This is a genomic window from Ruegeria sp. HKCCD6119 (assembly GCF_013110585.1).
Classification (GTDB): Bacteria; Pseudomonadota; Alphaproteobacteria; order Rhodobacterales; family Rhodobacteraceae; genus Ruegeria.
The window spans coordinates 197,854-213,178 of sequence record NZ_WVQV01000006.1 but is presented as its reverse complement, the minus strand read 5'-3'; the positions used below and the strand labels follow the sequence as shown (position 1 = coordinate 213,178).

Here is a 15,325-nt window from a genome sequence, read left to right as displayed (position 1 = left end):
CCGCCATCGCCCTCGCCGCAACCGTCATTTATTGGTTATGAGTCCTGACCCTAGGTCATGTCACGTGAAACGCCACATCAAAGCACCCACCCCCAGCGTCAACCACATTTGTTATGTATGGTGGATAAATGTAAAAATGGCCATTTCTTCCAACAAAACATACGGTTACACACTTTTCTGAGAGTCGCCGGCGGCGTAAGTTCCTAAATTTAATGTAAATTTCATCGGCACCATACAAGAGACCGTCCGCCAGTGATCGCCCTGACGGCTGAAGAAGATCGGGTTAAACCCAATAAATTGTTGAGTTTTGATCCGTACAGCTGGCAAAACCTTAAAAGAGCTGATCCTCCCCCTCTGAAGTGGTCCGCCGTTATGGTTAAGAAAATGGAGGAACCACATGGTGAACAAGCGACCGAAGCCGGAAGAGATTGTCTCGAAGTTGCGGCGGGTTGAGATATTGATGGGGCAAGGCATGTCCCGTCTGGATGCGATCCGGCAGATTGGTGTTGTTGAACAGACCTATTATCGCTGGAAGAAAAAGTACGGCAGAATGGGTACGGATCAATTGAAGGAACTCAAGCGCCTTCAAAAAGAGAATGAGCGTCTTCGAAGGGCCGTCTCGGATCTTACCCTGGACAAACTGATCCTGACGGAGGCGGCCACGGGAAACTACTGAGCCCCGCCCGTCGCCGTGCCTGCATCAACCATGTGCGCCACAAACTGCGTGTCTCAGAACGCCGGGCGTGTCGCGTCCTGAAACAGCACCGATCCACACAGCGAAAGCTGCCGAAAGGTCGAGCTGACGAGAAGCGCCTGGTGGCGGACATGATAGAATTGACCCGCCAGTATGGCCGCTACGGTTATCGCCGGATCGCGGCTTTGCTGAGAGATGCGGGCTGGCAGGTGAATGACAAGCGTGTCGAAAGGCTTTGGCGTCGGGAGGGGCTGAAAGTGCCAATGAAACAACCGAAGAAGGGACGGCTCTGGTTAAATGATGGATCGTGTGTTCGGCTGCGGCCGGAGCATCGAAACCATGTCTGGAGCTATGACTTCGTGCATTGTCGAACGGATGAGGGAAAGGCATTCCGCACGCTCAACGTCATCGATGAGTACAGCCGGGAGTGCTTGGCGATCCGTGTGGACCGCAAGCTGAACTCCAGCGATGTCATCGACGTGCTGAGTGACCTGTTCATCATGCGCGGTGTGCCAAGCTACATTCGCTCCGACAATGGCCCTGAGTTCATTGCCGTGGCGGTGCAAGACTGGATCAATGCAGTTGGAGCAAAGACCGCATACATCGAGCCAGGCAGCCCATGGGAGAACGGTTACTGTGAAAGTTTCAATGCGCGGTTCAGAGATGAGTTCCTGAATGGAGAAGTCTTCTACTGTCTAAGAGAAGCGCAGATTTTGATCGAAGAATGGAGGAAACACTACAACACAAAACGCCCGCACAGTGCTCTGGGATATAAACCGCCAGCCCCGGAAACCATCGTTCAATTGGACCAATGGCCGGTCATGCACTAACAATCAACTTGGACCACACAAGTGGGGCTGATCACCTGAGCTTGTTTGTTTGCGGAACTGGCCGCTACTCAGGTCTTTGCCCGCGGAAATCACTACGGATGGTGCCGAGGCGTAGGGAACCCACACCAGTCGAGCCAAGGATGCGGGCAGGCCGGTGGGCTAGGGGCAGGCAATCAAATTACCGGCCCAACGCAGCCGGTGGCAAATCAGTTGCCACCTCGAGGAACGCCGCAAACGCCCACGTCCGTCACAGTGCCGGTCCTTGCACCGGGCGCGGTCCCGAACGCAATTCCCGGTCAGGTTCCTATCGCGACACCAGTAGCGGTACCCGGTCAGGTGCCAACGCCGATCGTAGCGCCGACACTAGCTCCGCCATTAGTGCCAAACCCGACACCAAACCGGGTTCCGACAGCCGTTCCCAATCAGGTTCCGCCGTTGGCTACCGGACCGACTGCTGTGCCGCCGCAAGTTCCGACTGCAACTCCCAATCAAGTTCCGATAGCTGTCCCAGGCCAGGTTCCGCCTCAACCCAATGTGCCGCCCCTGGTGCCAACAGCAACACCCAACCAAATACCAGTCGCTGTTCCTGGTCAGGTTCCGCCTCAACCTAACGGTCAAACTGCTGTGCCACCGCTCGTCCCAACCGCGACTCCCAATCAGGTTCCCACAGCGGTTCCTGGTCAGGTTCCACAGTTGACTCCAAAACCTACCGCAACTCATATGGCCGTCCCAGGACATCCGAAACCACAAGGCGTAGTGACAGTTATACGCCCAAAGCCAAGGCCGACAACCGGTACTGTCCAGCCAACTGGCACAACACAAGTTACCCACCATTTGACCCACCAAAGCAATTCAAAGAAACTCGATCATGTCGCAGCAACACCTGGACGGCATGACCCGCACGACTTACCCAGGTTCCGCAACGCAGCGGCAAAGGAAAACTGGGAATGCGTTGCCAGCGGATTTGGACAGCGCCGTTACGATGCAGGGCGTGGTGTGTTGCTGAACAACGGAGCGTTGCGGCACCTCGGAAACGTGGACGCTATGGCGCGGGATGTACCAGCACGGCATCCAAAACACTCTGGGTGCATTATTTCGGTTAAACGAAAACAGCGCTGAAGCTTGTCTGGCAGCTATCGCTCGGACAATGATGTTAATCGACCAATAGTTCGTCCAAAATCGTCTGATTTGTTGGAGCTTGTACTGCCCTTATTCCCCTAGCACTAACGTTGGCTGACGTAGCACAACACTGCTCAGTACCTAAGTTTTTTCAAATAGGCCAACAATCTATAGTGCCGCACTTCCAAGATGGGCCTCCGGCTATCTGGGCCGGTCTGGTTAGGCGAGCAAAAGCATGAACGGCATCTTTGCAAAGTCAGATTTCTGCGCATTGCTGTCATGGGGGCATCGATCAGCATCGGTCAAAGTGGGCTCGAACCGAACCACTGCCGCGGTGCGACCGTAGGTCTGGTCTGAGTTGGCGAACGGCAAGTGCCGCCCGCCAACCTGGTTCAAATGTCGACTTGCTCGGCGATGCTCAACGCATCTTCAAGTTCGACACCAAGATATCTGACAGTGCTGTCAACCTTTGTGTGCCCAAGCAGGAGTTGAACTGCCCTGAGATTTCCGGTTTTGCGGTAGATTTCCGCTGCTTTGGTCCGGCGCAGCGAATGGGTGCCGTATCCGCTGGGCTCCAGCCCAATCGCGGCCACCCAATCCCTCACAAGCCGGCCATATTGGCGTGTTGAGATATGCGGGCGGTCATGAAACCTGCTGGGAAATATGAAATGGCAGCCGAGCATCTCCGGTGACTTGATCCATGCGGCAATGGTATCCCGCGTGTTTTCAGAAAGTTCAAACTGAAAAGGCCGCTTGGTTTTGCTCCGGATCACGGACACGCGTTCGCGAACGCGATCATCCTTTACCAGGTCGGCGACGGCCAGTTTCACCAAATCGCATCCGCGAAGCTTGCTATCAATGGCCGCACTGAACAGCGCAAGATCGCGCAGGTTGCCCGCCAGCTCGAGCCGCGCGCGGATCGCCCAGACCTGTTTCGGCCAAAGCGGCCGTTTCTGGCCGATGATCCGGCCCTTGTGCCAGGCTCTTCGTTTCGGGGTGACAGCGGGAAGTTGGACTCTTGGCATTGTGCGCCCTCCATTCCTCCCGCCAAACCCTGACATATGCACAGCGCTGGCGCCTCAGTTTGCTGGTGGTTTGAATGGCCGTTATAAGCTTGCTGTTTCATTGGCGAACGCCGCAGACGCATTGGGCAGTAGAGAGCCCAAAGCAGAATTGCTTAATCTATACACTTTGCATTCGCAGCCAGCGAATTATTCTGCCTGCCAGTTGTGCGATCGGGTCTCCTCATTTAGCGTGTTTGCGATCGCCGTCCGAATTTACGCACCTGCGTGAAAAGCTTCGGGCAATTCAATTTATCATTCGATCGAGGCGCCAAGTGAGCAAATTGCGAAACTTCAATTTGATGGCTTTGGTCGCTACACTCCTTTTTCCTGCTCCGGGAGGTGCTCCTCTGCTCGCGCAGGAGGCACCAGCGGAGACATACACTCTGGAGGCTGATGTGATCTACGGCGCGGGCCTCGTGACGAAGGACGGGACGCAAGTATCGCGAGATCTGTGGATGGACGTCTACTATCCCGCCGAAAATGCTACCGAGCCACGGCCAGCTGTGATCCTTACTTTCGGCGGGGCTTTCCATCGCGGCAGTCCACGTCTGACATTTCAATCCGGAGGTGCGCAGGACACCTCGATGGGCAACTATTGCCGCCGATTTGCTGCGAGAGGTTATACCTGCTTTGCGATTGATTATCGGCTTACAACGGAACGCCCGGTGCTGTCCGGCGAGGGCTACCAAGAAGACTGGATAGATCCTGAAAGTCTGTTACCGCTTTTACCTCAAGCCAATTACATTCGGGGGACGATGAACCTGCCGCCGATAGATTTCGCGATTCCGGATCAAAAAAAGACAATGGTTGATGGCGTAGTCGCCGCCGCTGAAGACCTGCGCACAGCCGTTTTACACATTCGCAAGGCAGCCGGGACATACCAGATCGATCCAAACCGTATCGTTCTGGGAGGTTTTTCAGCAGGCGCGGTGACGTCCTGGAACGTCGCTTATGGCATGGGCGTCCCCGTTGCAGGTGTCTTTTTACTTTCCGGAACCGATGCGGGCTTTGACGTGAAAAAGACCGTGACATCGACCTCAGTAACGCCACCGACTTTGATGTTTATGGGGCAATATGATCTTCCTGGCGCGCTATCCTCTGTGCCTGAACTCATCCAGCATTATGAAAAAGTCGGCGTTGACTATGAGTTCGCATGGGTTCCCGGGTTTGGCCATTTTTACCCTGCTGGTGCTGCCAGTCTGGGCGGCGATGCGGTGAGTGTGTCGATAGAAGGTCGGATTGCAGCCTTCCTTGACCGCTCCTTTGCCGATGATCGCTGAAGTGCGGCTTGCACATTCGCCTTCGGCAGTTTCTGCTAGTGACTGTATTTACAGCGCATACCAAAGAGAACTTTGCAACGCTCTTCAGGCAGTAGAGCACTTTGCGACGGTTATTTGCTTCAATCTTCATAACTATTTCGACGCTTTGACAAATCAGAGGCAAAGTACCGACGACCACTTCATTCAGAAGTGCCGACAGCGTTGCGAACCAGCACACTTTACTTTCGATTGGAGGATTCAATGATCCGTAAAAGCGTCTGGCTGTCTGTAGCCGCTTTGCTGCTTTTTTCAGCCGCCAAATCTGGCAACGCTGATCAGGTGTTTGGATACGAAACTGAGCTCGACGTTGTTTACGGGACAGGAAAAATCGCGCCTGATGGTATTCAGACAGAGCGGGAACTGCGGATGGACGTCTATTCACCCTCTGCTGCCAACGCGGACTACACCAAGGCTGCGTCAGTTTCAGACGGCCCGCATCCGGCGGTAATATACGTGCATGGTGGCGCGCATCACCGCGGTGGAAGACGTATAGAACCCTTTCGGCTAGAGGCCGCTGTGCACTCGCGCCCGGAAGATTATGCGCGGTTGCTTGCGCCGCTTGGCTACGTTGTTTTTGTTATCGAGTATCGGCTTGCCACCGAATACCCTGAGCCTGCTTTAGCGCCGGGGGAAGGGAACCTGATTGCCGATGTTGACGCCTACATCACGCCGCAGGTGTTTGAGGCGACAGTTCGGGCTCGGAATGCAATGGGATTGCCACGGCTAGAGAACAGCCCCGAAGACAGGCTTTATCTGTGGAAAGCCGGGCTGGCTGGTGCGGAAGATGCCAACCTCGCCCTCGAATTTGTCATTGAGAACGCGGAGCGCTTCAATATCGATCCTGAGCGCATTGCAATGGGCGGGCATTCGGCCGGTGGCGGAATTACACTCAACGTCGGAATTGGTATGGACGCCCCACTTGCCGCGATTTTTCCGCTGTCCGGGCCGAACATTCTCTTCGAGCATGAAGCAGTGATGGACCACCCTGATTTGCCACCCACACTACTGGCGTACTCTCAATTCGACGAACACACGCAGTTAAGTGACCTGCCGGGAGTTGTGTCGCTTTTGAGAGAAGCCGGTGTGGAATACTCGCTGTCATGGGTTCCGGGATTTGCCCATTTTTATCCGCACAATGCTGTTTCGCTGGGTGACGATGGCACTCGAATGTCTTTGGGAGACCGGATCATATCATTCCTCGATGTGCACTTGGGTTCAAAGTAAGGGTCCTCCGGCATCTACAAAAACCGAAAGCATTCACGAGTTCCGACGAACTTCAGCAATTTCGGATTTCCGCAAACGAGTGAATGACGAGAACGGCAGCAAAGTCCCGCTCCTGGTGAATTCGGCGTCTGTTCCTCGCTGCGGTCAACATGAATGACTGGTCCTTCCGCTGCGCGGCGGCACCGAAATCCACGCGCATGCAGCATTTCTGGTGCTGCGTGCGCACGTACCAAGAAATTCGAATTTACAAGTTGGGCTCGAACCTGACAGTGAAGTACCGGTGATCTTGGAGTCACCGGCACATTGTAGCCTTTCACTGCGCGGGATGTGTCGGCAGGTTCGGCATCGCGACCCATCCGGGCAGTTCGTCCGGCGAAACTGAAACATGCAGGCGTTCTGACGGGTCCTGCCCGACCTTGCGATGCTTTCGCAGCAGGAAAATCTTACCCCAGCCGCGCCATGTGCCAACCGACGGAGCATGGGGATCAATGGGAAACCGATCGCGCCAGCCGTCGGGCAAAGGCAGACCGTGCAATTCCGCCTTGTCCAGCATCCAGATCAGGGAAATGTTGCTCAGCGGCCGCGCCTCTTCGTAGCCGTTCAATTGGCCACCTATGTCGCCATGGGTTCCGCGGAACCAGACCTGCTCCACATGGCCCTTGAACTCGGGCGTGCAGGTCCACAGAACTGGTTCGAACACTTCGCGCGTCTCATCCAGCGCCAAAGCGTGATACCCGTGGCGGGTGACCGGGCCCAGCTGATGGTTGTGAAAGGCGTGCTTCTCTTCGGCCCTACGCCACAGCAGCGGCAAACGCAAACCCAGCGCCTTGACCGTGTCCCAGACGCCGACCATCTCGATCTCGACCCCTTCGTGGCAGAAACGTCGGCGGAATTCGCTGGCGGCGATGCCCTCTGGATTGCATTCATAGTGGCGATACGCTTGCAGTATGTTTCGTTCAGTGGCGTGTTCCGCCCTGAGCAGGCCGATCATGTCGATCACGCCGGCCAGACTGCGCACGCCATAGGCACCGCGCGAATAACCGATGAAAAAGATCTTGTCGCCCGGCTTGTAGCGGGACGCCAAATACCCATAGGCGCGACGGATCTGGCGGTTGATGCCCCTGCCCATCATCACGTCCAGCGAGGACTTCCAGCTTTCCCACTGCACGCCTGCCTCGTAGAACACCGAAACCTTGCTGCCCATCTCGCAGCACAGGCGAAATGTCTGACCGGCGTGGGTTTCAAACCCCGGTTCCAGAGTGGACATGGTGCCATCAAGGATGATGACATGGCTGATCGGTTCGCGGTGCCGCGTCTCGGCGGAATGCTCGGACCGCAAAGGGCGCCCGAGCCATCCCAGAACCTTTCTACTCAGCCGCGACAGATTCATGCGTCAGCAATTCCCATACTTTGTGAGGTGTGAAAGGCATGTCCGCCTGCCGCACCCCATGATCCCAGAGCGCATCCTGAACCGCGTTTGCCACAGCGGCCAGCGCGCCCACGGTGCCAGCCTCGCCACACCCTTTCATCCCCATCGGGTTCGAGGTTGACGGAACCGGCGCCGAGGTAAACTTAATCATGGGTATGTCGGTTGCACGGGGCAAGGCGTAATCCATAAACGAAGCCGTGAGCAGTTGCCCATGTGCATCGTGCACGACATGTTCCGTCAGCGCCTGGCCGATACCCTGCACCACCCCGCCATGCACCTGCCCTTCTGCCAGCATCGGATTGATAAGATTACCAAAATCGTCAACCACGGTGTACCGGTCCACCCAGGTTTCGCCGGAGCAAGAATCGATCACGACTTCGGCAACATGCGCGCCGTTCGGATAGCTGCGCGCATCCAGGTTTGCGCGGGCCTCATGTTGCAGCAGATCCGTTCGACCATCGGCACGCGCCATCTCGGCAGCTTCGGTCAGGGTCGGCGTCAGGTTGGAGCCCGGCGCTCGGAATGTCTCGTGGTCAAAATGCACATCACTGTCCTCGACCCCCATCTTATCGGCTAGATAAGGCGTGAATGCGGCGATCATCTTGTCAATCGTGGCCAGGGTGGCCGTGCTTTGCACCGTGACCGAGCGGGACCCGCCAGTGCCGCCGCCATGGGCAAGCCGGTCGGTATCGCCCTGAATGACGGTGATCTTGTCCATGGGGATACCCGTCTGATCTGACAGGAACTGGGCGTAGACCGTCTCATGCCCCTGCCCGTTCGATTGTGTGCCGACGTAAAGATTCACCGTTCCATCCTCGCAAAACGCGACCTTCGCGTTTTCGGAAGGGTCCCCCAAAATGCTTTCGATATAGTAACAGAGACCCTGCCCCCGGGTCAGACCGCGTTCGGCATCCGCAGCTTTTCGGGCCTCGAACCCGGTGGTCTGGTCGGCCGCACGGGTGAGGACCATGTCGAAATCGCCGACATCATAAGTTTCGCCGGTGGAAGTGGTGTAGGGGAAATCGGCGGAGCGGATGAAATTCCTGCGCCGCAGTTCCCACGGGTCAATGCCCAGTTCGCGCGCGGCGCGGTCCATCGCGCGTTCAAGCACGTAAATCGCCTCGGGGCGGCCCGCACCGCGATACGCATCCACCTGCGTCGTGTTCGTATAAAAGCCTTCGACCCGCAAATAGGTGGTCTGGACGTCATAGACACCCATCAGCACTTTGCTGAACAGGCTGGTCTGGATCGCCTGACCGAAGTGGCTGTTATAGGCGCCAAGGTTCACCTTGCTGTGGACGCGATAGGCGGTGATCTTGTGATCGGCGTCAAAGGCCAGCTCGGCCAGCGAGGTCAGGTCGCGGCCCTGGTGATCGGAAAGCATCGCCTCGGACCGGTCGGACATCCAGTGCACCGGCTGACCCAGCTTCATCGCCGACACGGAAACGCAGAAATATTCGGGGTATGGCATCACTTTCATACCGAAACCACCACCCACATCCGGGGTCGTGACGCGTATGTTGTCCGCATCCAGTTTCAGTTTTTGCGCCAGTTGGGCCTTCATCGCCCAAACGCCCTGACCTCCGTAAGAGAAATGCAGGCGCCCCTCGGACCAGTTCGCCTGACATCCGCGCGGCTCCAGCGAACTAATGATGACCCTGTTGTCGGCGACGTTCAGCGACACCGTATGCGCGGCCGCCTGAAAGGCAGCCTGGGTCGCGGTTTCGTCGCCCAGCCCCCAATCGAAAGCACGGTTCTCGGGCGCTTCCGCGTGCAGGATCTCACCGCCTGCCTTCACGTCCAGCTTGGCAGGGCGCTCTTGCGTATCCATCCAGATCAACTCGACCGCGTCCTGCGCTTGTGCCAGCGTATCCGCGATAACAACCGCCACCGGCTCGCCCACGAAACGCACGCGATCCCTGGCCAGCATGTGCCGATCGGGCGCAGCGGCCTTCGATCCATCGCGGTTTTGTAAAACGGCAGCGTTTAGCACCGTGTCGATGCCCGAAGCTGCCAGATCGTCCAGCGTCATGACCAGCCGAACGCCGTCGGCAGCCCGTGCGGCCTCGACATCCAGAGACGTGATGTCACCATGCGCCACCGGGCTGCGGAAGAATGCGGCAAACAAAGCGTTCCCGGGCACCGCATCATCCATGTAACGCCCCTGCCCGGTCAGGAACCGTTGATCCTCGGTCCGTTTCACCGGCTGGCTTCTGCCGAACTTTTCCATGGGTGGCCCTCCTGCGCGGTCTCAGGGGCGAGCCTAGCCCGCGACCAGGCGATGTCCAGCGGAGTTCACTGAAATTCGTTTGCGCGCAAAGGATGTTCGGCTAGCCTTGGGCCATGAGCTGGACGCATGATACCGTTTTTCCCTTCTCTGCCCCGATGACCAGCGGGCAGTCGACCACACATGACGTTTATGTCGGCGGCGAAGGCCCACCGATCCTGATCCTTCAGGAACTGCCCGGGATCGGGCCCGAAACGCTGGCGTTGTCCGCCAAGCTCAACGCATCCGGCTTTCGCGTCTACCTGCCTCATTTGTTTGGAACATATGGCAAGGTTGAAATGGCCAAAAACATGGCCCGGTTGTTCTGCGTGCGGCGCGAGTTCAACATTTTCGCCCGTGGCAAGCAGAGCCCCATTGCAGGATGGATGCGCGCCCTGACCCGTGAGATCAAGCAACGCGAAAACAGCGCCGGTGTGGGCGTCATCGGCATGTGCCTGACCGGCAGTTTCGCCCTGACCCTCATGGCCGAAGACGCCGTTCTGGGCGGCGTAGCCAGCCAACCTGCGCTGCCGATCCTCGGGGGTCGCCATCTGCACATGAGCGCTGAAGACATCGGCGCGGCCTCTGCGGGTATGACCGCGAAAGGCCCCGGTCTGGCGATGCGGTACTCCGAAGACAAGCTTGCACCAAAGAAACTGATGCAGGCGCTTGAACAGGCATTCGGCAATCTGCTGGAAACCGTCGAATATCCCGGCAAGGATCATTCGCTGCTGACGCTGGATTTCCATGAACCCGCCTATCAACGCGTTGACGCCTATTTCAAAGCACGCTTTGGCGTGGCTTAGGCGCACTAGGCCTTCCCCTTGCCGCGCGCATTCGCTATTGCAGGCGCGGACCCGAATTTGTTGACGCAGGACGCATCCCATGGCGATGGAAAAGACATTCAACGCGGCCGAGGCCGAGGCCCGGATCTACAAGGCCTGGGAACAGGCCGGAGCCTTCAAGGCAGGCGCGAACCGTTCGCGCGAGGAAAGCTTTACCATCATGATCCCGCCGCCCAACGTGACCGGTGCTCTGCATGTGGGCCATGCGTTCAACAACACCCTACAGGACATCCTGATCCGTTGGCACCGCATGCGTGGCTTTGACACGTTGTGGCAGCCCGGCCAGGACCACGCCGGCATCGCAACCCAGATGCAGGTCGAAAAGATGCTGGCCGCCACCCAACAACCCAGCCGCAACGAATTGGGCCGCGAAAAGTTTCTGGAAAAAGTCTGGGAATGGAAGGGTGAATACGGCGGCACCATCATCGAGCAGCTGAAACGCCTCGGCTCCTCCTGCGACTGGTCGCGCAACGCCTTTACCATGGCCGGTGCAGCGGGCGACCCGCGCACGGGCCATGAAAACAGCTCCAACTTCCACGACGCGGTCATCAAGGTTTTTGTCGACATGTACGACAAGGGCCTGATCTACCGCGGCAAGCGGCTGGTCAACTGGGATCCGCATTTCGAAACCGCGATCTCGGACCTCGAGGTCGAGAATATCGAGGTCGCCGGCCACATGTGGCACTTCAAGTACCCGCTGGCCGGGGGTGAGACGTACACTTACGTTGAAAAAGACGAGGACGGGAACGTCATCCTTGAGGAAGAGCGGGATTACATTTCCATCGCCACGACCCGCCCCGAAACCATGCTGGGCGACGGCGCGGTTGCGGTGCACCCCTCGGACGAACGCTATGCGCCGATCGTCGGCAAGCTGTGCGAAATCCCGGTTGGACCGAAAGAGCATCGCCGCCAGATCCCGATCATCACCGACGACTACCCCGACCCCGATTTCGGCTCGGGCGCGGTGAAGATCACCGGCGCACATGACTTCAATGACAACATGGTCGCCAAGCGCGGCGGCATTCCGATGTACCGCCTGATGGACACCAAGGGCGCGATGCGGGCCGATGGGGCCCCTTATGCCGAAGAGGCAGACAAGGCGCAGGACTATGCGCGTGGGCGCGCGTTTACTGAGAACGAAATCGACGCGATCAATCTGGTGCCGGATCATCTGCGTGGCCTCGACCGGTTCGAAGCGCGGGCCAAGGTGGTTGAAGAGATCACGGCTGATGGTCTGGCCGTGATGACCCGCGCGGATGATCCGCGCCTGGGATCGACCGCATTGAAGCCGGATCAGGAAGGCGCCGACACACTGGTGCCGCTGGTCGAAAGCAAACCGATCATGCAGCCCTTCGGCGACCGGTCGAAGGTGGTGATCGAGCCGATGTTCACCGATCAGTGGTTCGTCGATGCCGCCAAGGTCGTCGGCCCTGCGCTGGACGCGGTCAAGGACGGCACGGTCAAGATCATCCCCGAGTCGGGCGAGAAGACCTATTACCACTGGCTGGAAAATATCGAACCCTGGTGCATCAGCCGCCAACTGTGGTGGGGGCATCAGATTCCGGTTTGGTATGGTCTAGACCTGTCCGCAGAAGACTTCATTGACGACGAGAATGATGGCGACCTTGATCTGGTTGAATTGGGTCGTTTGCTGAACGAAGGCGGCATGCTGCATCGTGGCAATGTCATGGAATGTGCCGCGAGTTTCGAGGCCGTTACCGAAAAGTTCCTGGACGACAATGCGGACATTCCCAGCCCTCTGAGCCACGCGACCGTGATCGAAGTCGCCGACAAGCAGGAGGCGATCCATCGGTTCGCCGAAAGCCTGGCGCAGTACGCCGTTGAACAGGATCCGACCAAGCTGGTTTACCCGGTGTGGCGCGACCCTGACGTGCTGGACACGTGGTTCTCCTCTGGCCTGTGGCCCATCGGCACGCTGGGCTGGCCCGAACAGACCGAAGAGTTGCAGCGCTACTTCCCGACCGATGTTCTGATCACCGGTTTCGACATCCTGTTCTTCTGGGTCGCCCGGATGATGATGATGCAGCTGGCCGTGGTCGATCAGATCCCGTTCCACACCGTATATCTGCACCAGCTCGTCCGCGACGAGAAGGGCAAGAAGATGTCCAAGACCACCGGCAACGTCATCGACCCGCTGGAGATTGTGGACGAGTTCGGTGCCGACGCGCTGCGCTTTACCAACGCGTCGATGGCGGCGATTGGCGGGGTGCTGAAACTGTCCCGCGAACGCATCACCGGTTATCGCAACTTTGGCACCAAGCTGTGGAACGCCGTCCGCTTTGCCGAGATGAACGAGGTTTTCACCGACGCCGTGCCGCAATTGGATGCGGCTGATCTGAAGCCCAAAGCCGCCGTGAACCGCTGGATCATCGGCGAAACTGCCCGCGTGCGCGAAGAGGTCGACGCGGCGCTGGACAGCTACCGCTTCAACGACGCGGCGAACGGGCTTTATGCCTTTGTCTGGGGCAAGGTCTGTGACTGGTATGTGGAACTGTCCAAACCTCTGCTGCAAGGCGATGACGCCGAGGCCCAGGCTGAAACCCGCGCCACCATGCGCTGGGTTCTGGATCAGTGCCTGGTCCTGCTGCACCCGATCATGCCATTCATCACCGAGGAACTGTGGGGCCTGACCGGCACCCGCGCCAAGATGCTGGTGCATGCCGACTGGCCGACCTATGCCGCCGTCGATCTGGTTGATGCCGCCGCGGATCGCGAAATGAACTGGGTGATTTCGGTGATCGAGAACACCCGTTCGGCCCGCGCCCAGATGCGCGTTCCGGCCGGTTTGTACGTGCCGATGCTGGTGACCGAGATCGACACCCACGGCCAGGCCGCCTGGGACCGGAACGAGGCGCTGATCAAGCGGCTGGCCCGGATCGACAGCCTGACCAAAGCCGACACGCTGCCCAAGGGCACGATCTCGATCGCGGCGCCCGGAGCGTCCTTTGGCCTGCCGCTGGCGGATATCATCGACATCGGAGCGGAAAAGGAACGGCTGGAAAAGGCCAAGGGCAAGCTGGCCAAGGAACTTGGTGGTCTGCGCGGGCGTCTGAACAACCCGAAATTCGTGGCCTCGGCCCCTGCAGAGGTCGTGGAAGAGGCCAAAGCCAACCTCGCCGCCCGCGAAGAGGAAGAAGCTAAACTGAACGAGGCGCTGGCCCGACTGACCGAAATCGCCTGATCTTCATCTTTTCCCAAATACTCAAATCCGGAACCCCGCCGCGACCACAACGGCGGGGTTTTCTTTTGCACGTTCAGACCTTGCCCGACCCTGCCTCTGCTTGTTAGCAATCAGCGAACACATTTCCCCGAGGCCGTCATGACGCTCAAAGCCCCACCGTTCCAGACAGTCTCGACCGGGCTGGTTGTGGCAATCGTCGGCTTTTTCAGCTCTTTCCCGATTGTATTGCAAGGGTTGGCGGCGATGGGCGCGTCCCCGACGCAGGCGGCGTCCGGATTGATGATGGCGGCCATTGCCATGGGCCTGACCGCCATCGTGCTGAGCCTGTGGTATCGGCAGCCGATCAGCGTGGCCTGGTCCACGCCGGGTGCGGCCCTGCTGGCGGTTTCCGCCACACCTGCACTGGGGTTTGCCGAAGCGACAGGCGCGTTCCTTTGTGCAGGGGCTTTGACCGTGTTGGCCGGGCTGTGGCGACCATTGGGGCGAATGGCTGCGGCGATACCGACGACCCTGGCGCAGGCCATGTTGGGGGGCGTGTTGCTGCCGCTTTGCATATTGCCCTTTCAGGCAGCGGTTGACCTGCCATGGCAAGCCTTGCCGGTAATTCTGACATGGTTCATCGCCGGCCGGATCAACCGCCTGTTTGCCGTTCCGGCTGCGGTCGTAGCAGCGGCAGCCGTCGTCGTTCTGAACGCCGGGGACGCGTCGCTGACGCCGACGCAATGGATCGCGGCTCCGGTCTGGACCACGCCCAGCTTCTCTGCGGCTTCGGTCATCGGGATTGCCGTGCCGCTGTTCATCGTCACGATGGCGACCCAGAACATCCCCGGCATCGCGGTGATCCGCAGCTTTGGCTATGCGCCGCAGACCGGCAAGCTGTTCTCGTCCGTGGGTATTTCCAGCATCTTGTCTTCTCCGTTCGGTGCCCCCGCCACCTGCCTTGCGGCGATCACCGCTGCGATGTGCGCGAACGAGGACAGCCACCCCGACCCCGCGCAACGCTATTGGTCTGCCGTGATGGGTGGGTTGTTCTATTGCCTGTTCGGGGTGTTCGCCGTGGCGATTACCGGGTTCGCCATTCATGCCGATCCACTGTTGATGGGCACGCTGACCGGTGTTGCGCTGATCGGGGTGATGGCCAATGCCACATCCGCCGCGCTGGAAGTTCCGGCCGAGCGCGAGGCGGCCATCCTGACCTTTGCCATCACTGCATCCGGCATTACCGCGTTTGGACTTGGTGCGGCCGTCTGGGGCTTGCTGGCAGGCGGGATGGCCTATCTTGTGAAACAACGCTTTCGGTAAACGGGTTCAAACCGCACTTCAAAGCAAGTAT

The 15,325-nt window shown here is 58.6% G+C and carries 9 protein-coding genes; 6 read left to right on the top strand and 3 right to left on the bottom strand.

Annotated elements, in window-relative coordinates; all coding sequences use genetic code 11:
- The first annotated feature begins 397 nt into the window (after positions 1-397).
- Positions 398-1,524, top strand: a protein-coding gene (locus GS611_RS14980) for an IS3 family transposase (RefSeq protein WP_171636943.1) whose coding sequence is annotated in 2 segments (ribosomal slippage) — positions 398-662 and positions 662-1,524 — 1,128 coding nt in all. Because the reading frame shifts where the segments join, the coding sequence is not laid out codon by codon here.
- 1,511 nt (positions 1,525-3,035) lie between these two features.
- Here the strand turns inward: GS611_RS14980 and GS611_RS14975 are convergent.
- On the bottom strand, positions 3,036-3,668 hold the full coding sequence (locus GS611_RS14975) for a tyrosine-type recombinase/integrase (protein ID WP_171636941.1): 633 nt from the start codon (positions 3,666-3,668) through the stop codon (positions 3,036-3,038).
- A gap of 494 nt (positions 3,669-4,162) precedes the next feature.
- Here GS611_RS14975 and GS611_RS14970 point away from each other — a divergent pair, with 494 nt between their 5' ends.
- Entirely contained in the window at positions 4,163-4,987 is an 825-nt protein-coding gene (locus GS611_RS14970; protein WP_171636940.1) for an alpha/beta hydrolase, read from the top strand.
- Between the two features lie 240 nt (positions 4,988-5,227).
- Entirely contained in the window at positions 5,228-6,250 is a 1,023-nt protein-coding gene (locus tag GS611_RS14965; protein WP_171636939.1) for an alpha/beta hydrolase, read from the top strand.
- A 313-nt stretch (positions 6,251-6,563) separates the two neighbouring features.
- Here the strand turns inward: GS611_RS14965 and GS611_RS14960 are convergent, their stop codons facing one another.
- Together GS611_RS14960 and GS611_RS14955 are read right to left on the bottom strand one after the other, a co-directional pair.
- Positions 6,564-7,640: a DUF2235 domain-containing protein gene (locus GS611_RS14960; RefSeq protein WP_171636938.1), complete on the bottom strand. Its 1,077-nt coding sequence runs from the start codon at positions 7,638-7,640 to the stop codon at positions 6,564-6,566.
- Positions 7,618-9,909, bottom strand: coding sequence for a xanthine dehydrogenase family protein molybdopterin-binding subunit (locus GS611_RS14955; protein ID WP_171636937.1), 2,292 nt, complete (start codon positions 9,907-9,909; stop codon positions 7,618-7,620). Before GS611_RS14955 ends, GS611_RS14960 begins: the two co-directional genes overlap by 23 nt.
- Positions 9,910-10,022: 113 nt before the next feature.
- Here GS611_RS14955 and GS611_RS14950 point away from each other — a divergent pair, with 113 nt between their 5' ends.
- From GS611_RS14950 to GS611_RS14940, 3 genes are all read left to right on the top strand, one after another.
- The gene (locus GS611_RS14950; RefSeq protein ID WP_171636936.1) at positions 10,023-10,751 is read left to right on the top strand and encodes a dienelactone hydrolase family protein; all 729 of its coding nucleotides are present in this window, start codon (positions 10,023-10,025) and stop codon (positions 10,749-10,751) included.
- Between the two features lie 79 nt (positions 10,752-10,830).
- Entirely contained in the window at positions 10,831-13,992 is a 3,162-nt protein-coding gene (locus tag GS611_RS14945) for a valine--tRNA ligase (protein WP_171636935.1), read from the top strand.
- 138 nt (positions 13,993-14,130) lie between these two features.
- A complete protein-coding gene (locus tag GS611_RS14940; RefSeq protein WP_171636932.1) occupies positions 14,131-15,294 on the top strand; it encodes a benzoate/H(+) symporter BenE family transporter in 1,164 nt (387 codons plus the stop codon).
- Positions 15,295-15,325 lie beyond the last annotated feature (31 nt).